23 protein-coding genes are annotated in these 23,688 nt (G+C 67.5%); 11 read left to right on the plus strand and 12 right to left on the minus strand.

All coding sequences use genetic code 11. The annotated features are described in order from the left end of the window. Positions 1-15: 15 nt before the first annotated feature. A complete protein-coding gene (locus tag DNK89_RS15030) occupies positions 16-870 on the minus strand; it encodes a DUF6216 family protein (protein ID WP_110960750.1) in 855 nt (284 codons plus the stop codon). Positions 871-1,313: 443 nt separating this feature from the next. On the opposite strand from DNK89_RS15030, the gene DNK89_RS15035 reads away from it, so the two are divergent. Continuing rightward, complete coding sequence (locus tag DNK89_RS15035) at positions 1,314-2,624, plus strand: MFS transporter (protein WP_110960751.1); 1,311 nt, start codon at positions 1,314-1,316, stop codon at positions 2,622-2,624. A gap of 36 nt (positions 2,625-2,660) precedes the next feature. On the opposite strand, the gene DNK89_RS15040 is transcribed toward DNK89_RS15035, so the two are convergent. The 5 genes from DNK89_RS15040 to DNK89_RS15060 all read right to left on the minus strand — a co-directional run bounded on the left by DNK89_RS15040 (position 2,661) and on the right by DNK89_RS15060 (position 8,237). Next, the gene (locus tag DNK89_RS15040; RefSeq protein WP_110960752.1) at positions 2,661-3,413 is read right to left on the minus strand and encodes a tyrosine-protein phosphatase; all 753 of its coding nucleotides are present in this window, start codon (positions 3,411-3,413) and stop codon (positions 2,661-2,663) included. A 141-nt stretch (positions 3,414-3,554) separates the two neighbouring features. Beyond that, entirely contained in the window at positions 3,555-4,538 is a 984-nt protein-coding gene (locus DNK89_RS15045; RefSeq protein WP_110960753.1) for a glycerophosphodiester phosphodiesterase family protein, read from the minus strand. Positions 4,539-4,738: 200 nt separating this feature from the next. Then, a complete protein-coding gene (locus DNK89_RS15050; RefSeq protein ID WP_110960754.1) occupies positions 4,739-5,077 on the minus strand; it encodes a DUF4124 domain-containing protein in 339 nt (112 codons plus the stop codon). 32 nt (positions 5,078-5,109) lie between these two features. Further along, a complete protein-coding gene (locus DNK89_RS15055) occupies positions 5,110-5,331 on the minus strand; it encodes a hypothetical protein (protein ID WP_238990823.1) in 222 nt (73 codons plus the stop codon). Next, entirely contained in the window at positions 5,328-8,237 is a 2,910-nt protein-coding gene (locus DNK89_RS15060; RefSeq protein ID WP_110960756.1) for a DNA topoisomerase III, read from the minus strand. The genes DNK89_RS15055 and DNK89_RS15060 overlap by 4 nt, the downstream gene beginning before the upstream one ends. 119 nt (positions 8,238-8,356) lie before the next feature. Between DNK89_RS15060 and DNK89_RS15065 the strand changes: the two genes are divergently transcribed. From DNK89_RS15065 to DNK89_RS15080, 4 genes are read left to right on the plus strand one after another with little or no spacing between them, the layout of a single operon-like run. Then, on the plus strand, positions 8,357-8,947 hold the full coding sequence (locus DNK89_RS15065; RefSeq protein ID WP_110960757.1) for an SET domain-containing protein: 591 nt from the start codon (positions 8,357-8,359) through the stop codon (positions 8,945-8,947). Further along, positions 8,944-9,813, plus strand: a complete 870-nt coding sequence (locus DNK89_RS15070; RefSeq protein ID WP_110960758.1) for a biotin--[acetyl-CoA-carboxylase] ligase — start codon at positions 8,944-8,946, stop codon at positions 9,811-9,813. Before DNK89_RS15065 ends, DNK89_RS15070 begins: the two co-directional genes overlap by 4 nt. Before the next feature lie 46 nt (positions 9,814-9,859). Further along, a complete protein-coding gene (locus DNK89_RS15075; RefSeq protein ID WP_110960759.1) occupies positions 9,860-10,597 on the plus strand; it encodes an SPOR domain-containing protein in 738 nt (245 codons plus the stop codon). Between the two features lie 24 nt (positions 10,598-10,621). After that, complete coding sequence (locus tag DNK89_RS15080; RefSeq protein WP_110960760.1) at positions 10,622-11,365, plus strand: DUF6882 domain-containing protein; 744 nt, start codon at positions 10,622-10,624, stop codon at positions 11,363-11,365. 31 nt (positions 11,366-11,396) lie between these two features. On the opposite strand, the gene DNK89_RS15085 is transcribed toward DNK89_RS15080, so the two are convergent. From DNK89_RS15085 to DNK89_RS15095, 3 genes are all read right to left on the minus strand, one after another. Then, entirely contained in the window at positions 11,397-12,401 is a 1,005-nt protein-coding gene (locus DNK89_RS15085; RefSeq protein WP_110960761.1) for an MBL fold metallo-hydrolase, read from the minus strand. 128 nt (positions 12,402-12,529) lie between these two features. Beyond that, positions 12,530-13,981, minus strand: coding sequence for a sensor histidine kinase (locus DNK89_RS15090; RefSeq protein ID WP_110960762.1), 1,452 nt, complete (start codon positions 13,979-13,981; stop codon positions 12,530-12,532). Positions 13,982-14,061: 80 nt separating this feature from the next. Next, positions 14,062-14,736 carry a response regulator transcription factor gene (locus DNK89_RS15095; RefSeq protein WP_015016303.1) on the minus strand — a complete coding sequence of 225 codons (675 nt, stop codon included), beginning with the start codon at positions 14,734-14,736 and terminating at the stop codon, positions 14,062-14,064. A gap of 150 nt (positions 14,737-14,886) precedes the next feature. Between DNK89_RS15095 and DNK89_RS15100 the strand changes: the two genes are divergently transcribed. The 3 genes from DNK89_RS15100 to DNK89_RS15110 all read left to right on the plus strand — a co-directional run bounded on the left by DNK89_RS15100 (position 14,887) and on the right by DNK89_RS15110 (position 18,263). Further along, a complete protein-coding gene (locus tag DNK89_RS15100; RefSeq protein WP_110960945.1) occupies positions 14,887-15,543 on the plus strand; it encodes a response regulator in 657 nt (218 codons plus the stop codon). Continuing rightward, the gene (locus DNK89_RS15105; RefSeq protein ID WP_238990824.1) at positions 15,540-16,952 is read left to right on the plus strand and encodes a HAMP domain-containing sensor histidine kinase; all 1,413 of its coding nucleotides are present in this window, start codon (positions 15,540-15,542) and stop codon (positions 16,950-16,952) included. The genes DNK89_RS15100 and DNK89_RS15105 overlap by 4 nt, the downstream gene beginning before the upstream one ends. Before the next feature lie 99 nt (positions 16,953-17,051). Beyond that, positions 17,052-18,263, plus strand: a complete 1,212-nt coding sequence (locus DNK89_RS15110; RefSeq protein WP_110960764.1) for a serine hydrolase — start codon at positions 17,052-17,054, stop codon at positions 18,261-18,263. Between the two features lie 24 nt (positions 18,264-18,287). Here the strand turns inward: DNK89_RS15110 and DNK89_RS15115 are convergent, their stop codons facing one another. Both DNK89_RS15115 and DNK89_RS15120 read right to left on the minus strand, forming a co-directional pair. Continuing rightward, a complete protein-coding gene (locus tag DNK89_RS15115) occupies positions 18,288-19,223 on the minus strand; it encodes an N-formylglutamate amidohydrolase (RefSeq protein ID WP_110960765.1) in 936 nt (311 codons plus the stop codon). 166 nt (positions 19,224-19,389) lie between these two features. After that, on the minus strand, positions 19,390-20,355 hold the full coding sequence (locus DNK89_RS15120) for a tripartite tricarboxylate transporter substrate binding protein (RefSeq protein WP_110960766.1): 966 nt from the start codon (positions 20,353-20,355) through the stop codon (positions 19,390-19,392). 109 nt (positions 20,356-20,464) lie between these two features. Here DNK89_RS15120 and DNK89_RS15125 point away from each other — a divergent pair, with 109 nt between their 5' ends. Next, the gene (locus tag DNK89_RS15125) at positions 20,465-21,412 is read left to right on the plus strand and encodes a LysR substrate-binding domain-containing protein (protein ID WP_110960767.1); all 948 of its coding nucleotides are present in this window, start codon (positions 20,465-20,467) and stop codon (positions 21,410-21,412) included. On the opposite strand, the gene DNK89_RS15130 is transcribed toward DNK89_RS15125, so the two are convergent. Continuing rightward, positions 21,385-21,906: a MarR family winged helix-turn-helix transcriptional regulator gene (locus tag DNK89_RS15130; protein WP_110960768.1), complete on the minus strand. Its 522-nt coding sequence runs from the start codon at positions 21,904-21,906 to the stop codon at positions 21,385-21,387. The genes DNK89_RS15125 and DNK89_RS15130 overlap by 28 nt on opposite strands. Positions 21,907-22,046: 140 nt before the next feature. Between DNK89_RS15130 and recA the strand changes: the two genes are divergently transcribed. Further along, positions 22,047-23,123, plus strand: coding sequence for a recombinase RecA (gene recA / locus DNK89_RS15135; RefSeq protein WP_015016298.1), 1,077 nt, complete (start codon positions 22,047-22,049; stop codon positions 23,121-23,123). A gap of 84 nt (positions 23,124-23,207) precedes the next feature. Then, positions 23,208-23,666, plus strand: a complete 459-nt coding sequence (gene recX / locus DNK89_RS15140; protein ID WP_110960769.1) for a recombination regulator RecX — start codon at positions 23,208-23,210, stop codon at positions 23,664-23,666. Positions 23,667-23,688: the final 22 nt, after the last annotated feature.

Below are 23,688 nucleotides of genomic sequence, written 5' to 3' on the forward strand. Positions count from 1 at the left end.
TCGAAGTGCGTCATGTCAGCCTTTCGCACTGGCGAAATCCAACTCGGCCTGCTCCCCCGGCAAGGCGGGCGGAAGGCCACGGGCCAAAAGGTCTTTGGCCGCAATGACTTTGTTCACCACCACGGCAACGTAGCCGAGCAGCGCCAGAAAGAACAGCAGGCCGGTGAACAAAGACCACCGCTGTTCTTTCAGCTTGCTTGCAAGATGCGGCGGCCACTTGTCCGTTGGCAAAAACTCGCACAGCGTATTCACCTCCGCCTCCGTGAACGAGGTGCGCGCCACGTTCGCGGCCAGCGGTTGATTGCAGTCGCCCTTGTTCAATGGATTTCTGTTGAAGAAGACAGGGGGCCACAGAGTTTGCGCGCTGGTCTCTGCGGCAAGGAAGGTGCGCTCGCTCGCTTTGAAGGTGAACGGCACTTGCGGAATCAGCATCAGCCAGGCGAAGCCTATCGATGCGAAGAGAAACAAGAGGAACCCAGCGGCATGCGCATAAAGGTAGGGACGCGAGGGCAAGTCTTGCTTGCGCACCTGCCGCAGCCCGGTGTCGAAGTAGCGCCCGCATGCGGCGATCTGGCGCAAATCAACGCGGTGGTGTTGGGCCCACGCGATCAGCTGGTGCGCTTCATCCAGGCTAGCGGCCTGCACGCCAGAGAACATGCGAAAGGACATGAGGTTGGTTTGCTCGTCCACATACGCACGGATCTTGGGGTCTGAGATGTCTTCGCTGCCGTGCACCAGCAGCCATAGGCGCCGCAGCAGGGTGTGCAGCGACACAGTGCGCCAGATGACGATGGCAAAGCCAGCGATCAGCACCAGTGGCACCAGGGCGGCCAGCGCGCCGCCGAATTGCGTGATAGTGGCGAAGTCCATCACGCGGCTGGGGGCGCGTATCGCCCATCGGGGGACTGACTCGATCTAAGCGAGTCGTCCAGCCTCTCGGCCAAGCGCTTTTCTCCAGGGGTCATGCGCCGCAAGCACGCACCCAATGCCGGTATCAATGTCGCCATGCCGCGAGTCGCCCCCCTATGTTGTGCGGTGCATATCTTTGTATGCAGTTGTGAATGCACTTTAGGGGGTGTGGTGCCGCGACGCAACCATTGAATGGCCGATGAGTTGGTCAGCAGCGCGCGAGTGGCTCGGAGGGATATCACTCGCGCAGCTCTGCGGGTTCAAGCTAAAACGGCCGCTAGTGCTTACCTGATATGCGCTGGCAGCTATCAATTTCATATTGTTTGACACGTTGCGGCCCTGCAGCCCGCAGTCACCTGCGCAGCCTTGCAAGCTGCTGCAGACCCGTGGGGTAAATTGGCCGCATGCCCCAACCCTCCGCCTTCACCTCCTCAGCGGCCGCCCCCGCATCCCTCATCGACTCCCGCCAGGCCGCATGGCGCCTGCTGACCACGCTGGGCCTGGTGGTGCTGGGCAACAGCAGCATGTATGTGGTGTCGGTGGTGCTGCCCGCCGTGCAGCCCGAGTTTGGCGTGGGCCGTGCCGATGCATCGCTGCCCTACACGCTGATGATGGTGTGCCTGGGGCTGGGCGGAATCTGGACGGGCCGCATGGCCGACCGGCATGGGCTGATGCCGGTGCTGTGCGTGGGCGCGGTGGCCGTGTGTGGCGGTTTTGTGTGGGCGGGGCTGTCGGGCAGCATCTGGGGGTTTGGGCTGGCGCACGGGCTGATGGGGCTGATTGGCAGCTCGGCCACGTTTGCGCCGCTGATGGCAGACACCGCGCTGTGGTGGAACAAGCGGCGCGGCATTGCGGTGGCGATCTGCGCCAGCGGCAACTACATTGCGGGCGCGCTGTGGCCGCCCATCGTGCAGCACGGCATTGAGCTGATCGGCTGGCGCCACACCTATGTGCTGCTGGGCATTGTGTGTGGGGTTGGCATGCTGTTGCTGGCACTGCGCATGCGCCAGCGCGCGCCCATGGTGCAGATGGATGCAGCATCGGCAGCGATGGCGCCGGCCGCGTCGGGTGCAGCGCCCTCGCCATTGCCGCTCGATCGCAGCCGCCCGTTCGGCCTGCGCCCGCTGCATGCACAGCTATTGCTGTGTGTGGCGGGCGTTGCGTGCTGCGTGGCCATGGCGATGCCGCAGGTGCACATCGTGGCCTATTGCACCGACCTGGGTTTTGGCGCGGCGCGCGGGGCCGAGATGCTGTCGCTGATGCTGGCCTGCGGCATCGTCAGCCGCCTGGTGTCGGGCGTGATCTGCGACCGCATTGGCGGCGTGCGCACGTTGCTGCTGGGCTCGGCGTTGCAGGGCGTGGGGCTGGCGCTGTTTCTGCCGTTTGACGGGCTGGTGCCGCTGTATGTGATCTCAGCGATGTTCGGGCTGTTCCAGGGCGGCATCGTGCCCGCCTACGCCATCATCATCCGCGAGTATTTCGCCACGCAGGAGGCCGGCGCGCGCGTGGGCGCAGTGATCATGGCCACATTGATCGGCATGGCGCTGGGGGGCTGGATGTCAGGCTGGATCTTCGACCTGACGGGCAGCTACCGCGCGGCGTTTTTGAACGGTATGGCGTGGAATCTGCTGAATCTGTCGATCGTGGGCTGGCTGTTTTGGCGCGTGCGCCAACAGCGCGCTGTGACAGGGCGGCCGCAGCACAGCCCGGGGTAAGCCGGGCAGGCGCTGCCAGCGGGCGCCGTCGGCGGCTCAGGCGGTCTGCAGATACCGCCCGGCCAATTCTTTCTGCGCAGCGGCGTCCACGCCCAGCACGTCCACCAGATACGTCTGCAGGCCGCCAAAGTCGTTGTCCACCATGTGCAGGGCCGCGTCCAGAAACTCTTCTTGCACGCGCCACAGCACGCGCAGCACTTCCTCGGGCGCATGGCTGCCCATGCCGGGCGGGCGCTGGTACAGCGCGTTGGTGAGCAGGTAGTCGTGCATCACCACATCGCGCGGCACGCCCAGCGTCAGCAGGATGAGGGCGGCGGCAAAGCCGGTGCGGTCTTTGCCTGCGGTGCAGTGGAACACCGTGGGCGTATCGCTGGCCAGCAGCAGGCGGAACAGTTCGGCAAAACGCGGGGCGTTGTCGTGCACAAAGCCCCGGTAGGTGTCCTGCATCAGGCCCACGGCGTCTTGGGCGGTGAGCTGGCGGCCGGTGCGTTGCAGCTCCAGCGCGCGCTGCACCACGGTGGGCTCGATGTGCAGTGGGTGGTAGGCCACGCCGGGCAGCGCGTAGGCATAGGCGGCGCTTTCGGCCTGGCCGCGAAAGTCCACCGCGCGGGCCACGCCCAGGTCGGCCAGCAGGGCCTGGTCCTCGGGCGTCAGGCCCGCCAGGTGGTCGGAGCGGAAGATGCGGCGCCATTTCACCGGGCGGCCGCCGTGGCCGGTGTAGCCGCCCAGGTCGCGGAAGTTGGTGGCGCCCCGCAGGGGCAGGGATCGGGTGGGGGCAGAAGAGGACATGGTCGAAAAGCACAAGCTCGAAAGTGTTGCCGCAAGACTAGCCCAGATGCGTCCCCCAGGTTGTCTCCTGGGGGCTACGCACCCTCTGGCGCGTGGCCTGTCGCCTGCCTGCCCACACCGTTGCGCTGCGTCGTGCCGCGCTTACTTGCCTTGCACGTACGCGTTGCGGGCCGTCACCGCCAGGTCGGGGTAGTTGGCAAACATGCCGTCCATGCCCATGTCCAGGTACTTGCGGAACTCTGCGGCTGCGGGGGCGGCATCGGCCTGCGCAAAGGTCCAGCCGTGCACCTTCAGGCCTGCGGCGTGGGCCTGGTCGATGAAGGACTTCGTGACGGGGTAGGTGGTGTTGTTGATGAGCACGCCCACCCCCTCGGTGAAGGCAGCCACATCTTTCAGCGCGAGCGCCTGCACGCCGGTGGCGCCCGTGACCCCCATGCGCGCGGTGCCGTCCGCCGCAGTGGTGGCCACCCCCAGCAGGATCAGCGGCATCTTGTTGTTCTGCGCGACTTGCTTGGTGCGCAGGCTGCGCAGCGTGGCATCGCTGAACGACTGGATGAAGACCTTGCTGTTGGCGTTGTAGCCGTTGGCGGCCAGGGTCTTCAAGATGCCGTCTTCCATGGCGGGGTCGGCCTGCTTGGCCTCGGGGTAGATGCCCACTTCGCGGCCTGCGGTGCTGCTTTGCTTCTTGGCCAGGTCCACCACTTCCTGGAAGGTGGGCACAGCGAACGCGTTGGCCGAGCTGGGCGTGAAGCCCGGATAGCTTGCCTTGCCCGTGCCGGTGGGCACCACGGTCAGTGTCTTGATTTCGGCGAGGGTGAAGTCCGACACCTTGTAGCCGCCGTTGCGCTGCGCGAACAGCGTGGCCACGTTGGTGGTGCGGTTCAGGGTGTCGTCGTGGATGGCGACCAGCGCGCCGTCCTTGGTGATCTGCAGGTCGGGTTCGATGAAGTCGGCCCCCATGCGGATGGCCAGCTCGTAGCCGCCCAGTGTGTGTTCGGGCAGATAGCCGCTGGCGCCACGGTGCGCGATGACCTGGGGTTGTGCAGGCGCGTCGTCACTACCGCCACACCCGGCAAGCACCAGGGCAGACAGGCAGACAGCGGCGAAGGAAGACAAGGCTTTCATGGCAACGGTTCCGTTTCTGAAAAGAGGCCGACTCTAGGGCGGCGTCGTTGCAGCGGCGTGACATGGTGGCGCGGATATGCGCAGGGCTGGAACGCGGGAGACACCGGGACGACAGTGAACCCTGCGGTGCAAGAACCCATACCCATGCAAGGGCGGGATCAGGCGCCTGGTGACGCCTTTGTCCGATGGCCAGTGAACCGTCAGGGCGGGAGCGAGGTCACCGCGCCATCCACCGGCAGCTCTTGCGTGCCCTTGGGACAGGGCTGGTCGGTGTAGGTAGTGCGGCCGTCTTTCACACACTTGCGCGGTTGCGGCGCAGCGGGGGTTGAGGCGCCGTTGCGCGCGGGCTGCGCCTGGGCGGGCCGCTTGTCAGGCGGCAGGGTGTCGGGGCCCGGGCGGGTGATCTTTTTCCACATCTGCTCGGACCACGGCCCTGCGTGCGGCAGCCAGGCATCGCGCGTCCACCACGCAGCGGCGGCGGCAGCCACTACCACGACCGCGATGGCGGTGAGGACGGTGCGTTCAGTGCGGCTGCGCATACGGATGCGGTGAGAGCGCCTGCGAAGGCTTGTCAGCGTGTGCGCTCGCGCGTCACGTTCACGTCGATGTCACCAAACACGGTCACGCCGCTGGCACCCTGGGGCTGCTGCTGGCTGGCCGGGTCACTGGAGCGCGCAGAGCCTGTGGCGGTGCAACCCCCCAGCGCAGCGACAACAGCGAGGGCCACCAGCGCGGTGCGGCAGACGCTGCCCGCCATCGACGCGGTAGGTGCCCTGTTCAGCGGCTTCATCATTCGCCGCCCAGGTGGTTGCCCAGAATGCCGGCCAGTTCGAACATGCCTGCGCTGTCCTTGCCGAACACGGCGCGCAGCTTGTCGTCGGCGACGATGGTGCGCTTGTCCTTGGGGTCCTGCAGGTTGTGGGCCTTGATGTATTCCCACATCTTCTTGACGGCCTCGGGGCGGGCCACGGGCTCGTTGCCGATCACGGCGGCCAGGGCGGCGCTGGGAGCCTTGCCTGCGGCGGCCTTGCGCGGGGCTTTGGCGGCAGCGGTTTTGGTTGCGGCCTTCTTTGCAGGGGCCTTTTTGGCGGTAGCGCTAGTGGCTTTTGCCTTGGCTGCTATTGTTTTTGCAGCGGCTCCTGGGCGGGGTGGGAACTTGCTGGGGGCAAATTCAAAGTTGACCTTGCCTGCCTCCTTGTCCCACGCCAGGTGGGCCTTGAAGTTGCGGCGCGTGCGCATGCTCACGAACTTGTCGAGCAGGTCGGTCTTGCCGGTCTCCAGCAGTTTGTGCATCTGCTCGCGCTCCACCGGCTGCTGCAGGATGATCTTGCCGCTCTTGAAGGTGCAGCTGGGTGTGGGCTGGGCGGCAGTGGGCACGGCCTTGCTGCACACGTAGTTGCTGCCGTGCTCGTGCACTTCCGATCCGCAGATGGGGCAGGCACCCAGCGAGGCGTCTTCAAACTCCACCAGCTCGCCGGATTCCTCGGCGTTCTTGTCATCGCCAAAGTCGAATTCGAGCTTATAGTTGTGCGCCTCGTCGTCGTACTTGATGACGATTTCGGACGTGAACGGCCAGCCCGCCTTGGAGCGGAAGCCCTCTAGTGGGCCGATCTTCTTGTCGCGCAGCAGCTGTTCGGCCTCGGCCGTTTCAAACGTGCGGCCGGCGGGCGACTTGCCAAAGCTGAAGCCGCAGCCCTCGGCGCCCGGCTTGCCCACGCAGGCATAGCGGCGGTAGTTTTCCTTCACCACGCCACCGCAGTTGGGGCAAGGGGATTCGAGCGTGGCGTAGTCGCCGGGGATGGTGTCGCGGTCGTATTCCTTGGCCTTCTTCACCATGCGCTCGGTCATGGCGGCAATCTCTTGCATGAAGGCTTCGCGGCTGAGCTGGCCCTTCTCCATCTGCGAGAGTTTGTACTCCCACTCGCCCGTGAGTTCGGCACGGCAGAGTTCTTCCACCTCCAGCCCGCGCAGCAGCGTCATGAGCTGGAAGGCCTTGGCCGTGGGGATGATCTCGCGGCCTTCGCGCAGCATGTACTTTTCAGTCAGCAAGCCTTCGATGATGGCCGCGCGCGTGGCAGGCGTGCCCAGGCCCTTTTCCTGCATGGCTTCGCGCAGCTCGTCGTCGTCAATCTGCTTGCCCGCGCTTTCCATGGCGCCGAGCAGCGTGGCTTCGGAGTAGCGGGCAGGCGGCTTGGTCTTTAGACCCTTGGGGTCCACCTGCAGGGTGTTGACCATCTCGCCAGGTTTGACCGGCACCAGGTTCTGGCCTTTGTCGCCGTCCTTGCCGCCTTCGACTTCGTCAGCCGCTTCCTTGCCGTAGATGGCCAGCCAGCCCGGCTTGACCAGCACCTTGCCTTCGGTCTTGAAGCTGTGCGGGGCCACGGTGCTGATGCGGGTGGTGACGGTGTATTCAGCGCTGGGGAAGAACACGGCCATGAAGCGGCGCACGACCAGGTCATACAGCTTTTGCTCGGCCTCGCTCAGGCCCGACGGGGCTTGTGTGGTGGGGATGATCGCAAAGTGATCGCTGACCTTGCTGTTGTCAAAGATACGTTTGGACGGGCGGATGTAGTTGTTGTTCAGCGCGGTGAGCGCGTGCGGCGCGAGGTGGCGCATGCCGCTGTCGGCCAGCATTTCAAACGTTTGCTTGGCCACGGGCAAATAGTCTTCGGGCAGCGCGCGCGAGTCGGTACGCGGGTAGGTCAGGGCCTTGTGGCGTTCGTACAGGCTTTGCGCCAGGGCGAGCGTGGTCTTGGCAGAAAAGCCGAACTTGCCGTTGGCCTCGCGCTGCAGGCTGGTCAGGTCGAACAGCAGGGGCGATGCCTGGGTGGTGGGCTTGCTCTCTTCGGTGACGGTGGCCTGCTTGCCGCGCACGGCGTTGGCAATGGCTTGGGCTTCTGCGGCCGACCACGCGCGGTCGGCGCGGGCCTCCACATCCTCGCCCTTCTTCCACTTCGGGTCGAACCACTTGGCGGGGTACTCGCCCGCCTGTGCGCCAAAGGTGGCGTGGATTTCCCAGTAGTCGCGGCTGATGAACTTGCGGATCTTTTCTTCGCGCTCCACCACCAGCGACAGCGTGGGCGTCTGCACCCGGCCCACGGTGGTCAAGAAGAAGCCACCGTCGCGCGAGTTGAACGCCGTCATGGCGCGCGTGCCGTTGATGCCCACCAGCCAGTCGGCCTCGGAGCGGCTGCGGGCCGCACTGGCCAGCCCAGCCATCTGCTGCTCGCTGCGCAGCGCATCAAAGCCGTCGCGGATGGCCTGGGGCGTCATGGACTGCAGCCACAGGCGCTTGACGGGTTTGCCCAGCGGTTTGCTGCCCCCGGCGTACTGCTCGATCAGGCGGAAGATCAGCTCCCCCTCACGGCCCGCGTCACAGGCGTTGATGAGTTCGGTCACGTCCTTGCGCTTGGCCTGCTTGACCACCGCGTTCAGGCGGCTCTTGGTCTTGTCCACGGGCTTCAGGTCAAAGTACGGCGGGATCACGGGCAGGTGCGCAAAGCTCCACTTGCCGCGCTTCACGTCAAATTGCTCGGGGGCCTGGATCTCCACCAGGTGGCCCACGGCGCTGGTGACGACATAGCGGTCGTTCTCGAAGTGGTCTTCGTGCTTCTCGAACTTGCCCGCCACGGGGGTCAGTGCGCGCACGATGTCTTGCGCCACCGAGGGTTTTTCTGCAATTACCAGGGTCTTGGTCATTTTTTGGTTTCTCGCCAGTCTGGCTGTCCGGCATCCGGCCGGTCGCTTCTACAATCCGTTGCCTCACGCGTACACGCGCACGCGCATGTGTGCATATTCAAGTTAACAGAGTTTTTGCCATGCCCCGCACCGCACCGCCTGCAACCCCGACCCCTGCGCAGGGGCGTCGCATCCAGACCCGGCGCTCGGGCGTGCACGGCAAGGGCGTTTTTGCCCTGCAGGATATTGCAGAGGGCGAAGTCCTTGTCGAATACACGGGTGAAGTGATCGGCTGGCAGGAAGCGCAGGACCGGCACCCGCACGACCCCTTGCAGCCCAACCACACGTTCTACTTCCATGTGGATGAAGACCATGTGATCGATGCAAAGTTCGGCGGCAATTCGTCGCGCTGGATCAACCACAGCTGCAACCCCAACTGCTACGCCGACGAGCGGGACGGCCGCATTTTCATCACCGCGCTGCGCAACATCAAGGCGGGCGAAGAGCTGAACTACGACTACGGCCTGATCATCGAAGAGCGCTACACGCCCAAACTCAAGGCCGAGTACCCCTGCTGGTGCGGCAGCCCCAACTGCCGGGGCACGCTGCTGGCGCCCAAGCGCGGCTGGGCACCGCCGGTGCCGCTGCCACCGTCCAAGCCGTCTTCTGCCAAGGCCAAGAAGGCCGCCAAGGCTCCCCAGCAGGCCAAGCCGCGAGGCCGCAGCCAGTGAGCGCAGCCCCACCGATCCGCTGGCCCGCCGAGGCCATCTGGGAGGCGGTTTCCCCGCTGCTGCCGGGCTTCACTGTGGAGGTGCTGCCCACCATCGACTCCACCAACACCGAGCTGATGCGCCGTGCGCGCAACGGCCAGTGCGAGCCCACCCTGCTGGTGGCCGAGCAGCAGACCGCCGGGCGTGGGCGGCTGGGGCGGGTATGGCAAAGCGATGTGGGGGCTTCTCTGATGATGTCCTTGGGCTTGCCGCTGGCACCCAAGGATTGGTCGGGCCTGTCGCTCGCTGTGGGGGTGAGCGTGGCTGAGAGCCTGCAGCCCGTGCTGCCGCCGCTGGGCGCGAACCAGCCCGCTCGCGTGGGGCTCAAGTGGCCCAACGACCTCTGGCTGGGCGGTGCGGCGGGCGACCGCAAGCTGGGCGGCATTCTGGTGGAGACCGCGAGTTTTGTGGCGCCCCAGGCCGCCCAGGCCGTAGCCCCGCAGACGAACACCAGCACCGCGCGCTATGTGGTGGTGGGCATCGGCATCAACGTGCTGCCCCGCAGCCCCGAGGGCATGAGCATGCCCCCCGGCAGCCTGCAGGAGGTGGAGCCGGGCCTGGACGCGCCCACCGCGCTGCTGCGCATCGTGCCGCCGCTGGTGGCCATGCTGCAGTCGTTTGCGGGCTATGGCTTTGCGCCCATGCAGCCCCGCTTTGCGGCGCGCGATGTGCTGCAGGGCCGCGCCGTGACGCTGAGCGACGGCCACACGGGCACCGCGCATGGCGTGGGTGATGACGGGGCGCTGCTGGTGCACACGGCGGGTGGCATGCAGGCCATCACCAGTTCCGAAATCAGCGTGCGGCCGACAGCGGTGCCACCGGTGTGAGCCCGCTTTTCCTTCCGATGCGAGTGTTCTTGAAAGGCCGCGCCCCATGCTCCGTCTTGCCGTGATCGTGCTGCTCCTGGCCAACGCGGGCTATTACGCGTGGTCACAGGGCCTGCTGCGCCCGTTGGGCTACGCGCCGCAGGAGCAGTCGGAACCCCAGCGCATGAACCAGCAGATCCGGCCCGAAACGCTGCAGATCCTGAAGGTCAACCCCAGCAAGACCTCCTCCGCTGCGCCTCCCGGTTCCACGTCCACCCCCGCTTCCCCCTCCCAGGCCACCGCCGCCAACGACTCCCCCGCCCCCCCCACCACACCGGCCGCCTCGCCCCCCGCAGACTCTGCGGAGTGCCTGCAGGCCGGCGTGTTTGACGACCGCCAGGCCGAAGCGCTGCGCACGGCGGCCGCCGGGTTGCCCGCCGGCAGCTGGACGCTGGAGCCCACGCCCATCCCAGGCCGCTGGATGGTGTACATGGGGCGGTTTGACGACATCGAAACTCTGGACCGCAAACGCGCCGAGCTGCGCGCCCGCAAGGTGGACCACGACCGCGCCGGAGGCACGCTCGAGCTGGGCCTGTCGCTGGGCCGCTTTGCCTCCAAGGAGGCGGCCGAGCGCGAGCTGACCAACCTGGGCACCAAGGGCGTGCGCACCGCCCGTGTGATCCAGGAGCGCGCTGAAGCCCCCGGCTTCACGCTGCGCCTGCCTGCCGTGAACGACGCCTTGCGTGCCCAGCTGGATGTGCTGCGCATGGCCATGGCGGGCAAGACGCTGCGTGCCTGCGGCTGACGTCCCCTTTTGCACATTGCCACCATGAATGAAGAGCCAACGTCCATCCAGTGCGGCGAGCACGGCGACGCCGCACCCACCTTCGTGTGCGGCCACCTGTGCCGCCACCCGGTGCAGCGCTGGTTTTGCGATGCACCCTCGCCAGACACCCCCTACCCGGACGCATGGTGCGCCAGCTGCAACGCGGAGCTGATGCGGCAGGGGGGTGAGTGGACCGAGCACAACACGCAATGCCTGGACCTTCAGATCCTGTGCCACCACTGCTACCAGGACGCCATGGCGCGCAGTGTGGAGGCGCTGGACGGCGACACTCAAGCCGCCTGGATCGAGGCGGTGACGCAGGGCCACCACGCGCTGCGGGACAAGCAGCGCGCGCTGGAGCAGGACTACGGCATCGCCAGCTTTGAGCGCTGGGACTACGACCAGTCCGCCGGCACTTTGACCTTTTCGGCCGGTGGCGTGCCCCGGGTGGTGGCCGACATCGAGTTCATCGGATCGGTGTCGGAGGTCAGTGGCACCTGGTTGTGGGCCTGGGCCAATTTCCACAACGAAGCCCCGGTGGTGTCGCGCATCGCGGCCGTGCGGGAGTTTGGCGAAGCCCAGGGCTTTCTGCACCTCACGGTGCCGCTGTGGAAGGGCGATGCCATCGATGGCTGGGAGCTGTCGGGCGTGGCCGCGCAGGTGCTGGGCGCCCAGGGGGTGTACCGCGTGCCGATGGAGCGGGGCTTTTTGTACATGGCCCTGATGTCGGTGCAGCGCGTGGCGTGAGCACGGTTGCTGTGTCCACCCGGGTGCAGCGTTATGGCAACGGTATGGCGCGCGTCTCGCCCTGCCGCAGGAGCCAGACGCGGTCCAGCGGCAGGCCCCGCTGCGCCAGTGCGGTGGCCAGGTCGCGCGGCGGGTGGTCGAAGGCCTCCTGCGTCAGCATGAACGTGCCCCAGTGCACGCCCATGGCCTGCCTGGCTTCCACGTCCAGCATGAGCTGAACGGCGTCTTCCGGGTTCACGTGCATGGGCTTCATGAAGTCGCGGGGCAGGTAGGCGCCGATGGGCAGGGCCAGAAAATCCACCGGCCCCAGGCGCTGGCGGATGGCCTTGAAGTCTTCGCTGTAGCCCGTATCGCCCGGGAACAGAAAGCGCCAGGGCGCCGCCGCCTGCGGGCGCGCCCATTCCAGCAGGTACCCGCCCCACAGCGAGGCATTGGTGTCCCACGGGGTGCGGCGGCTCCAGTGCTGCGACGGTGTGAACACCACGCGCACGCCGGGGGCGATGTCGGTGTGCTCCCACCAGTTCAGCGCGGTGACGGGGCCCATGCCCCGCTGGATGAACCAGTCGGCCAGCCCCAGCGGCACCACAAAGCGGGGTGACTGGCCCGCGTCGCGCAGCCGGCGTAAGGTGCCGTAGCACAGGTGGTCGTAGTGGTTGTGCGAGATCAGCACCACGTCGATGGGCGGCAGGTCCTCGGGCGCCAGGGGAGCGGGCACACGGCGCGGGGCGCCGAAGCGGCCCAGGGGGCCCGCAAAATCGCACAGCGTGGGGTCGATCAGCACGTTGAGGCCCGCCACCTGCAGCAGCATGGAGACATGGCCCAGCCAGGTGATCACGGGGGCCTGCTGGCGCTGCGCCAGGCGGGCAGGGTCCACGGGCTGTGTCCATTGCCGGGCAAAGGCCTCGTAGCCACCCGCCGGTTCGCTGCGCGGCTTGAAATCGCCGCGCAGCGAGCGCCAGACCATTTCGTACCAGGGGAAGTTGCCGATCACCACGTCAGGGTGCGTATTGGCAAAGCGGCGGGGCGGTGAGGTCATGGGGGGCTGCGTCCGTGCAAAAAGATCGGGCCAAGCGACGAGGCCGCATGATGCCGGATGCCCGGTGCTGTGGCGGGTTGCCGGCGCATCAACCCTGCGGCGTGCTGGCCTTGTCTTCTGCCACAGGGTCAGCTGCCTGCCACCACGTCCCGCGCTGCAAAACGCACGCTGAAGCGTGCGCCGGGCGGTGTCTGGCCAGGGCGCGCGTCTTCGAGCGTGACCTCGGCATCGTGCTTGCTGGCAATCTCCAGCACGATGGGCAGACCCAGCCCGGAGCCATCGGCCTCGCTGCCCAGGGCGCGGTAGAACGGCTGGAACACCAGCTCGCGCTCGGCCTCGGGCACGCCGGGGCCGGAGTCCTCGACCTGCAGCAGCAGCACATGGCCGAAGGTGTCGGCCAGCACGCGGGCGGTGACCACGCCGGGCTTGTCGGGCGTGGAGGGGGTGTAGTTGATGGCGTTGTCCACCAGGTTGCGCACCAGCTCCTTGAGCAGCGTGGGGTTGCCGTCGATCAGCACGCCCGGCGATCCCGGCTCGGCACCGTCGTAGCCCAGGTCGATGTGCTTGTCGAGCGCGCGGGGCACCGAGTCGCGCACCACCTCGATCACGAGGCGCGCCAGGTCGCAGGGCTGGCGGGCAATGCCCACGCCGCTGCCTTCGGCGCGCGCCAGCGCCAGCAGCTGGTTGACGGTGTGCGTGGCGCGGATGCTGGAGCGGCCGATCTGCTGCAGCGAGCGCTTGAGCTCTTCGGTGCTGGTGCCTTCGCGCTGGGCCAGGTCGGCCTGCATGCGCAGGCCGGCGAGCGGGGTCTTGAGCTGGTGGGCCGCGTCGGCCAGAAAGCGCTTCTGGGTGGCCAGCGAATCGTTCAGGCGCGTGAGCAGGTCGTTGACGGACGACACCAGCGGCGCGACTTCGAGTGGCACGGTGCGGTCGTCCAGCGGCGACAGGTCGTCGGGGTTGCGCGCGCGGATGCGCTGCTCCAGCTGGTTGAGCGGCTGGATGCCCCGCGCCAGCGCCAGCCACACCAGCAGCACGGCCAGCGGCAGGATGACGAACTGCGGCAGCATCACGCCCTTGATAATTTCGGTGGCCAGCACGCTGCGCTTTTCGCGCGTCTCGGCCACCTGGACCAGCGCCACCGGCGTGTCTTTGAGCGGCAGGCGCACCCAGATGTAGGCCACGCGGATATCAATGCCGCGCATCTCGGCATCGCGCAGCCGCACCTCGCCCGACATGGGCACCTCGTCGCTCGGGGGCTCGGGCAGCTCGCGCTCGCCCGAGAGGAACTCGCCGCCCGGGCCGATGACCTGGTAGTACACGATGTCGGAGTCGTCGGCCCGCAGGATCTCGCTGGCGGGCTGGGGCAGGTTGAACTGGGCCTTGTCGCCCACCACGCTCACGAGCTGGGCGAGGGCGTGGGCGTTGTATTCAAGCGCGCGGTCAAACGGCTTGTTGGCCAGGCCCTGCGCCACCAGCCAGGTCAGCGCCAGGCTCACCGGCCACAGCAGCAGCAGCGGCGTGAGCATCCAGTCGAGGATTTCGCCGAACAGGGAGCGCTGCTCGCGCTGGAAGATCTTCACAGCGTCCGCCGTGGCATTTTTGAAGCCAGAACACCCGATAGCGCTAGATTCATATGCACGAGCAGCTATCGTTTTGATAGTTAACTGGGGATCTTCTCAAGGCAGTAGCCCAGGCCGCGCACGGTGGCGATGCGGATGGGCCCGCCTTCGATCTTCTTGCGCAGGCGGTGGATGTAGACCTCGATGGCGTTGTTGCTCACCTCTTCGCCCCACTCGCACAGACGCTCCACCAGCTGCTCCTTGCTCACCAGGCGGCCGGCGCGTTGTAGCAGCACCTCCAGCAGGCCCAGCTCGCGGGCCGACAGCTCGATCATCTTGCCGTCGATGGTGGCCACGCGGCCGGCCTGGTCGTACACCAGCGGGCCGTGCTTGATGGCGCTGCTGGTGCCGCCCATGCCCCGGCGCGTGAGGGCGCGAACGCGGGCTTCCAGTTCTTGCAGGCTGAAGGGCTTGGCCATGTAGTCGTCGGCACCAAAGTCCAGGCCCTTCACGCGCTCTTCCACGCTGTCGGCGGCGGTGAGGATCAACACCGGCAGGGCGGAGCCCCGGCCGCGCAGCTTTTTGAGCACTTCCAGCCCATGCATCTTGGGCAAGCCCAGGTCCAGGATCAGCAGGTCGAACTCGTTGTTGGTCATGAGCGCCGCGTCGGCCTCGCTGCCGCTGGCGACATGGTCCACCACGGCGCCCGAGGCCCGCAGCGTGCGCAGCAGGCCATCGGCCAGCACCTGGTCGTCTTCGGCAATGAGGATGCGCATGCGGACTGTCTCCTTGGGTGGTGTGGCCCGTGGGCGGGCCTGTGTTGTCATTGTCTGCCTGTGCGAGGATTTTAGGGTGCCCAAAAGGCGCCAGCCCTCTGTCCGGCGCCTTTGGCTGGCTGCAAGCTGGGGGCACGGAAAATGGCGGCCATGCACATCCTGCTCATCGAAGACGACCTGGACCTGGGCCAGGCCCTGCTGCAAGCCCTGCAGCAGGGCGGCTTCACGGTGCAATGGCTGCGCAGCGTGGCCGCCACGCCGCCCCTGCCCGACGCCAACGAGGTCGCCGCCGTGCTGCTGGACCTGACCCTGCCCGACGGCCAGGGCATGGCGTTGCTGCGTCGCTGGCGCCGCGCGGGCCTCAGCCTGCCGGTGATCGTGATCACGGCCCGCACCGCCTTGCAGGACCGGCTTGACGGCCTGGATGGCGGTGCCGACGACTACGTGCTCAAGCCCTTCGACGTGCCCGAGCTGCTGTCGCGCTTGCACGCCGTGTTGCGGCGCAGTGCGCGCCAAGCCAGCGAGGAGTGGACGCTGGGCGCGCTGCGCCTAGCGCCCCGGCGGCACGAGGCCTGGGTGGGCGACGAGCCCCTGGCGCTGTCGCCGCGCGAGTTCCGGCTGCTGGTGGAGCTGGCGCGCGAACCCGGCAAGGTGGTGGCCAAGAACGTGCTTGCCCAGCGTCTCGAACCCCTGGGCGATGCGCTGGACGCCGCCACGCTGGAGGTGCATGTCTCCAACCTGCGCAAGAAGATCGGCGCAGAGCGCGTGGTCACGGTGCGTGGCGTGGGCTACCGGCTGCAGCCATGACACCACCGACCGAAACCCCCGCGCGCCCACGCGGCTGGTGGGGCCCGAGCCTCATGCGCCGCACCCTGCTGGCGCTGCTCGCAGCCATGGCGTTGGTTTGGCTGGTGCTGCTGGGCCAGGCGGCCATCACCCACTACCGCGCCATGGACACCAACCCCGGCGTGCGCCAGCTCGCGCAGGGGCTGGCAGGGGCGCTGGCCACGCTGGACCAGCCCGCCGAGGCCCGCGCGCTGGTGCACGGCATGGCCCACACCCTCAACGCCATGCGCGCCGATGTGGATCTGCTGCAGGGCACCTTGGTGCTGCTGCAGCTGCAGGACCGCACAGGCCAGCTGCTGCACAGCAGCACGGCCGGTGTGCACGCGGTGGTGCTGGCGGGCGACGCAGGCCATGCCGCGATGGACGTGGCTGGCACACCCCATTGGGTGGCGTGGGAAAGCACGGGCCCCTGGCGCGTGGTGGTGGCCGAGCCCCGCCTGGCCGATGCGCGGCTGCTGGGCTTCATGGGCGAAGACCTGGCAGCCTCGGTGCTGCTGGCGCTGCCGCTGGTGGGCCTGCCGCTGTGGCTGGCCGTGCGCACGGGGCTGCGCCCGCTGGCGCGGCTGGATGCCCAGATCGCCGCCCGCTCGGCCCACGACCTGCGGCCGCCGCAGCACCTGCCGCCCCAGCGCGAACTGCGCGGCCTGGCCCAGTCGTTCGACCAGCTGCTGGCCCGCCTGCGCGCCCACCTGGCGCGCGAAAAGGCGCTGGTGCATGACGCTGCCCACGAGCTGCGCACGCCCATGGCCGTCATCGCCACCCAGGCCCATGTGCTGGCGCAAGCCCCCGAAGGCCCCTCACGCGCGCAGGCCAGCGAGGCGCTGATGCGCGCCGTGCAGCGCGCCGCGCACCTGAGCGAACAGCTGCTCACACTGGCGGCACTGGAAGAAGCCCCCGCGCAGCGCCCCACCGCGCCCCAGGACCTGATGGCGCTGCTGCAGGACTGCCTGGCCGAGCGCGCGGACTGGGCCGAGGGCCTGGGCGTGGAGCTGTCGCTCGATGGCCCGGACACGCTGGAGCTGCCGTTGGACCGCCAGCTGCTCTGGTCCGCCCTGGGCAATGTGCTGGACAACGCGCTCAAGCACGGCTGTGGCCCGGGCGCGGGGCGCGAGGTGCAGTTGAGGGTGCGGCAGGAGGGCGGCGACGTGGTGGTCTGGATTGCCGATGACGGCCCGGGCATAGCGGCCGGTGAGCAAGACCGGGTGTTCGAGCGCTTCTGGCGCTCGCCACGCGCGCGCAGCAGCGGATCGGGCCTGGGGCTCACCATTGCGCAGCAGGCCATCGGCCACCTGGGTGGGCAGGTCCGCCTGGGGCCAGGGCTGCACGGACGGGGCGTAGGCTTTACGCTGCGCTGGCCGGTGGTGGGCTGACAACCCGCACCCGGCAGCCGCCCCGCTGCGCCAATCTTTGGGTTTGCCCAAGGTTGGCGTTTCAACAATCCCGGCATCTTCTTCACTTCACGAGATGCCATGAACCCTAACCGCCTTGTTACCCCGTCCACGGCGCGCAGCGCCCCCCTTCTCTCGCGGCGCTACTGGCTGGCCGTTGCAGGCCTTTCCACGCTGGGCGGCGTGCTCACCGCCTGCGGCGGTGGCGACGACGACGGCCCCCGCGAAGCCCACAAGCGGGTGCAGACCCTGGCCCAAGGGCTGGTGAAGCAGGGTGTGGTGGGCGCCGCAGCGGGGTGGGCGGACCCGCGCCAGATCCGCACAGCCGTCGCGGGGCTGCGCCGCCTGGCGGGCAATGCACACCTGGCCACGGGCGACCTGATGGCCATCGGCTCCAACACCAAGGCCATGACGGCCTGCGCGGCCGCGAGCGTGGTGGACCAGGGCCTGCTGCGCTGGGACAGCACACTGGCCCAGACGTTGCCCGAGCTGGCGCAGAGCGCCCTGCCCGCCTACCAGCAGATCACGCTGCGCGACCTGCTGGACCACCGCGCCGGGGTGATGGGTTTTTCAGCCATCGAAGACGTGGACCTGTTCGTGAATGCAGTGGGCCCCGAGGTGCTGGCGCGCTGGCAGCAACCTGCGCAGGCGGAGGCGTTCTTCCTGCAGTGGCTGCTGCGCCAGCCGCCCGTTCGCGGGACAGGCGCGGACCCCGGCTTTGCCTACTCCAACGCAGGCTATGCGCTGGCGGCCCGCATGCTGCGCGCGGCCACGGGCCTGGAGTGGGCGGATCTGCTGCGCCAGCGCGTGGCCCAGCCCCTGGGCCTGTCGCTCTTTGTGGGAGAACCGATGCGTGCCGGGAGCCAGCAGCCCGCCGGGCATGAAATCCTGGACGGGCGGCTGCAGCCCCTGCCGCTGGCCGAGGCGCCGGAACGTGTGTGGCTGGAGGTCTTGGACCCGGCAGGCGCCGTGAGCCTGACGGTGGACGAGGACGCACGGTGGCTGCAGTGGCATCTGCGGGCATTGCGCGGCGACGCCACCCCCTTGCCGCGAAGCTACGTGAAGGGTCTGCAGGACCTGGGGCACGCCCCCGCAGGCCGCTATGGCCTGGGTTGGCTGGTGCATGCGGCGCACGGCACAGGCTGGTTGCTGCACAACGGCCAGGACGCGGGCTTTCAGGCCATGTCGGTGGTCGCACTCGATGGCTCGCGCGCGGGCCTGGCCCACAGCAACATCGCCACGGCAGAGAGCATGGGCCAGCTCTACGACGGTGTCTCCACGCTGGTGGCCTGAGCCCGCCGGGCCCGCGCCGGGTGCTCAGCGCGGGTCGTGCGCCAGCAGCTTGTGTACCAGGGCTTTCAGGTCGGCCTGCAGGCGGGCCATGCCCTCGGGCTCCTGCGCGAGCGTCTGCTCGTCCATGTAGAGCTTGCGGTTGATCTCGACCTGGATGCTGTGGCGGTGCTGCGCGGGGTTGCCGTAGCGGCGCACCAGTTCCACGCCCTTGTAGGGGTGGTTGTATTCCACGCTGTAGCCGCACGCGCGAAGGTGCTCGCAGATCAGCGCGGACAGCGCCGGGCTGGCGGTGGTGCCGTCCCGGTCGCCCACTACGAAGTCGGCATGCTCCAGCCCCGGAAACTCGGTGGCAAAGCGCCCGGCCACAGCGGGCATGGAGTGGCAGTTGAGGTGGATGCTGTAGCCATGGCGCGCGTGGGCGGCATCGATGGCTTGTGCCACGGCGGCGTGGTACGGGCGCCAGCAGCGGTCAATGCGCGCGCGCACCTCGGCCACGGTGAGCTGGCGCTGGTAGATGGGCTCGCCTTCGTCGGTGAACTTCCACACCAGCCCTTTACCCAGGCGCACTTTGCTGAGCACTTTGGGGTCGGTGGAGATGGGGGCGGGCCAGTCACCGTCGAGCAGGCTGGTGTCCAGCTCGGTGGTGTCGCGGTTGGCGTCCAGGTAGATGCGGGGGAAATGGGCCTCGACCCAGGCCACGCCGAGCGCGGGGGCAAAGGCGTAGATCTTCTCGACGTGCGTGTCTTCGGCCCGGCGCAGCGTGGCCAGGTCGAGGGCGGAGCCAAAGTCGTCGGGGTATTGGGTGCCGCTGTGGGGAGAGTCGAGCACCAGCGGGGTGCTGCCGAGCACCGCAGTGACGGTGGTGGTGGCGGAGGGTTGTGTGGCAAGCCCCGGCGAGCCGGTGACGCCGGGCTGGGCTTGCTGAAAGCGGTGGTGGATCAGTTTCAAGGCTGCATGCATAGGCAGAGTGTGCGCAAAGGAGGGCGGCCGGCCTAGCCGCCCAGACCGGGATGTGACTATGGTTATCCCTGAGACCTTGAGCAGGCCCGGGAAGCAGGCTTGCCTGCGTCGTCTCACCATCCCAGCTGTGGCCGTCCCCGGGGCTCAGGGCCCGGGGGAAGTCAGGTCAGTCGAGCACCACCTTGGCGTAGGCGGCAACCCCCTTCATTTTCTCGATCTCGTGGGCGATCTGCGCGGTGAACTCTTTGGACGTTGTGCCCGATGGGTACAGGCCCTGCCCCGCGAGGCGCTCCCGCACAGTGGGTTCCTTCAGGGCCTGGGCCACAGCCTGCTGAATGCGGTCCACCACGGCGGTGGGTGTGCCCGTGGGGGCGACCAGGCCAAACCACGAGGGTTCGTTGGCCTGCTTGTAGCCCAGCGCGGCGTAGGTGGGCACGTCGGGCAGCACGTCCAGCCGCACGGGCCAGGACACGGCCAGCGCCCTGAGCTTGCCCGCCTTGATGTACGGCAGCGATGAGGCCACCTGGTCAAAGTACACACCCACCTGGCCCGCCAGTACATCGTTGATGGCCGGACCCGCGCCGCGGTAGGCGATGTGGACCATGGAGGTGCCCGACGCGCGCTTGAACAGCTCGCCCCACATGTGGCCGATGGTGCCGTTGCCGGGGGTGGCGTACGACACCTTGCCGGGGTTGGCCTTGAGGTATTTCACCAACTCGGCAAGGTCCTTGACGGGCAGCACCGTCGGGTTCACCACGATCACGCCAGGCGCCTTGACGATCTCGGTCACGCCCACAAAGTCCTTGGTGGGGTCGTACGGCAGCTTGCTGTAGACGGCGGGGTTCACGCCATGGGTGGACAGCGTGGCCACCCCCAGGGTGAGGCCGTCCACCGGAGCCCGCGCCACTTCGGCCATGCCGATGGAGCCACCTGCGCCGCCCCGGTTTTCCAGCACCACGGGCTGTTTGAGGATGCGCGCCAGCGGCTCTTGCAGGCTACGGGCCGTGATGTCGGTCGCTCCGCCCGGGGGGAAGGGCACGATGATGCGCAGGGGCTTGCCCTCTTGCGCCAAGGATATTCCAGGAAAGAAAGATACAGCGGCCAGCGCTGAGAGCATATGACGGCGTTGCATGGAGGATTCTCCTGTTGGGGAGCCTCAAGGTTACGGAGGCTGCTCTCAATCAACAAGCAATGGTTGGGCCTGATAACATTCCATAACGGAATGATCAAGCGCTGAGCCCATGTCCTCCCTCCGCCGGTTGTCGCCCCCTTTGCACCTGTTGCGCGCGTTCTCCATGGTCACGCGGTTTGGCAGCGTCTCCCGCGCGGCCGACGCCCTGCACCTCACCCAAAGCGCGGTCAGCAAGCAGGTCAAGGAGCTGGAGGGCTGGGTGGGCGTGCCGTTGTTCGAGCGCAGCCGCAAGCGCCTGGCGCTGACCCCCTCGGGCGAGCGCTACGAGAAGGCCGTGCGCGGCGTGCTGGCGCAGCTGGAGGCGGCCACGCTGGAGCTGATCACCAGCGATGACGGCGGCGGCGCGCTGCACCTGTCCAGCCTGCCCACGTTTGCGGCCAAGTGGCTCATTCCGCGCCTGCCCCAGTTCCAGCAGCAGCACCCGCAAATCACGCTGCACTTTGTGCCCTATGTGCACAGCTACGACTTCACCCGCCCCGAGCTGGACTGCGCCATCCTGTTCGGCGACGGCCACTGGCCCGGCGCGCACGCCCATCACATCACGGGCAACGAGGTGGCGCTAATCGCCCCCCGCACCAAGGTGGCCGACTGGCCCATCCACACCCCGCGCGATGTGGCCCGCTACACGCTGCTGCGCCACGTGACCGTGCCCGAGGCGTGGTTGCGCTGGAGCGAGACGCATGGGGTGGAGGGCCTCATCGACCCGCTGGCTGGGCCGCAGTTTGACCAGTTCCAGACCATGATCCGCGCTGTGATGGCAGGCATGGGCCTGGCGCTGGTGCCGCGCTGCCTGGTGCAAGACGAAATCACGGCGGGCCTGGTGCGCGAGCCCCTGCCCGATGCCGACCTGCGCGGCGGCTACCGGAGCGATGTGGGCTATTGGTTCTGCTACCCCGAAGGCCGCACGCAACTGCACGCGCTGCAGTGCTTCAAGGAATGGTTGCTGGCGTGCGCTGAGCCTGTGGGGGCTCAGACACCCGTATCGCCGCCCGCATAGGCCTCCAGCCCGATCGCCACCACAGTGGCTACGTCTTGACCCACCTCGGCGCGGAACTCTGCCTCGGCCTGCGCCACTGCATCCCGGAACGCTTGCAGCCACGCCAGGCCGGTGGGCGTGAAGCACACGCGTCGCGCCCGCGCATCCAGCGGGTCTGCCTGCCGTGTGACCAGCCCCCAGGCCTCGCACTGGTCCACCAGGTTGGCCATGGCCTGCTTGGTCATGCCCGCGCGCTGGGCCAGGTCGGTCAACCGGTCGCCCTGCAAGGCCAGGTGGCGCGTGATGTGCACATGGGCGGCCGTCACCTGGTCGCGCGCCGCCAGGTTGGACAGCGCCAGCGGCACCTCCACGTTGTGCGCCATGAGCTGCAGCGCCCGCGCGTCGAAGCGGCGCAATGCACTGCCCATCAGGCGGCCCAGGTGGGTTTGGCGCCAGCGGTCATCAGCTCCCGGGGCGGATGGGGTGGAGACGGCGGCAGGAGAAAAATCGGCCATGCGATATTGTCAGGCAAACTGACTAAAAATCGCTTTATCTGGATTTCATTGCTCGCATAAACTACTGTTCAAGCATCCAGCCTGTGATTAACCGCAGAGCAATGCAAGCATCCAACCTGTTGTTTTTCAAGGAGTTTCTCATGGACGTCGCAGTCAAAGGCACCAACCCCGCATTGCCCGTGAACACCGAAAAGGCCAAGGCCCTGGCCGCCGCGCTCGCCCAGATCGAGAAGCAATTTGGCAAGGGCACGATCATGCGCCTGGGTGAAGGCGAGGTGATCGAGGACATCCAGGTGGTCTCCACCGGCTCCCTGGGCCTGGACATTGCCCTGGGCGTGGGCGGCCTGCCGCGCGGCCGTGTGGTCGAGATCTACGGACCGGAATCGTCGGGCAAGACCACGCTCACGCTGCAGGTGGTGGCCGAGATGCAAAAGCAGGGCGGCACCTGCGCGTTTGTCGATGCCGAGCACGCCCTGGATGTGCAATACGCCCAGAAGCTGGGCGTGCAGCTGTCCGACCTGCTGATCAGCCAGCCCGACACGGGTGAACAAGCCCTGGAAATCGTGGACAGCCTGGTGCGTTCCGGTGCCGTGGACCTGATCATCGTGGACTCGGTGGCCGCGCTCACACCCAAGGCCGAAATCGAAGGCGAGATGGGCGATGCCCTGCCAGGCCTGCAGGCCCGCCTGATGAGCCAGGCGCTGCGCAAGCTGACCGCCACGATCAAGAAGACCAACTGCATGGTCATCTTCATCAACCAGATCCGCATGAAGATCGGCGTGATGTTCGGCTCGCCCGAAACGACGACCGGCGGTAACGCGCTCAAGTTCTATGCCTCCGTGCGCCTCGATATCCGCCGCACCGGCACCATCAAAAAGGGCGACGAAGCCATCGGCAACGAGACCAAGGTCAAGGTGGTCAAGAACAAGGTGAGCCCGCCTTTCAAGACGGCCGAGTTCGACATCCTGTTTGGCGAAGGCATCAGCCGCGAAGGCGAGATCATCGACATGGGCGTGAACGCCAAGGTCATCGAAAAGAGCGGCGCCTGGTACGCCTACAACGGCGAGAAGATCGGCCAGGGCCGTGACAACGCCCGCGAGTTCCTGCGCGAGAACCCCGACCTCGCCCGTGAAATTGAAAACAAGGTGCGTGAAGGGCTGGGCATTGCGCTGCTGCCTGGCGCACTGCAGGCCCCGGCAGCGGCTGCCGACGAGTGATTGACGGTTTTTGAAGCCAAATGGCCTGCAGGTGAACATTCCATATGCGCCTGCAGCTATTGAAAATATAGCGTTTGGTCAGCCATGGGATTCACTGCGCTCTCGCTCAAAGGCCGTGCACTGCGGCTGCTGAGCCAGCGCGAACATTCGCGGGCCGAGCTGCAGCGCAAGCTCAGCCCCCATGTGCAAGAGGGCGAAGACCTGGAGGCCGTGCTGGACGACCTGCAGGCCCGGGACTTCATCAGCGAGGCGCGGGTCGTGGAGTCGGTGCTGAACCGGCGCGCCGGTCGCCTGGGTGCATCGCGCATCCGGCAAGAGCTGCAATCCAAAGGGCTGGGCGCAGAGGCCGTGCAGCACGCCGTGGCCCAGCTGCAGGGCAGCGAACTGGAGCGTGCCCGCGAGGTGTGGCGCCGCAAGTTTGGCGAGCCCGCCGCAGACCCGCAAACCCGCGCCAAACAGATGCGCTTCTTGCTGACGCGGGGGTTCTCAGGCGATGTGGTGCGGCGCGCCGTGCAGGGCGCCGACGATTCCGACGAGGGGTGAGCGCACTGCTCACAAGCAGGGC

Origin of the sequence: Acidovorax sp. ST3 (assembly GCF_003231145.1) — a bacterium.
Lineage (GTDB): Bacteria > Pseudomonadota > Gammaproteobacteria > Burkholderiales > Burkholderiaceae_C > Acidovorax.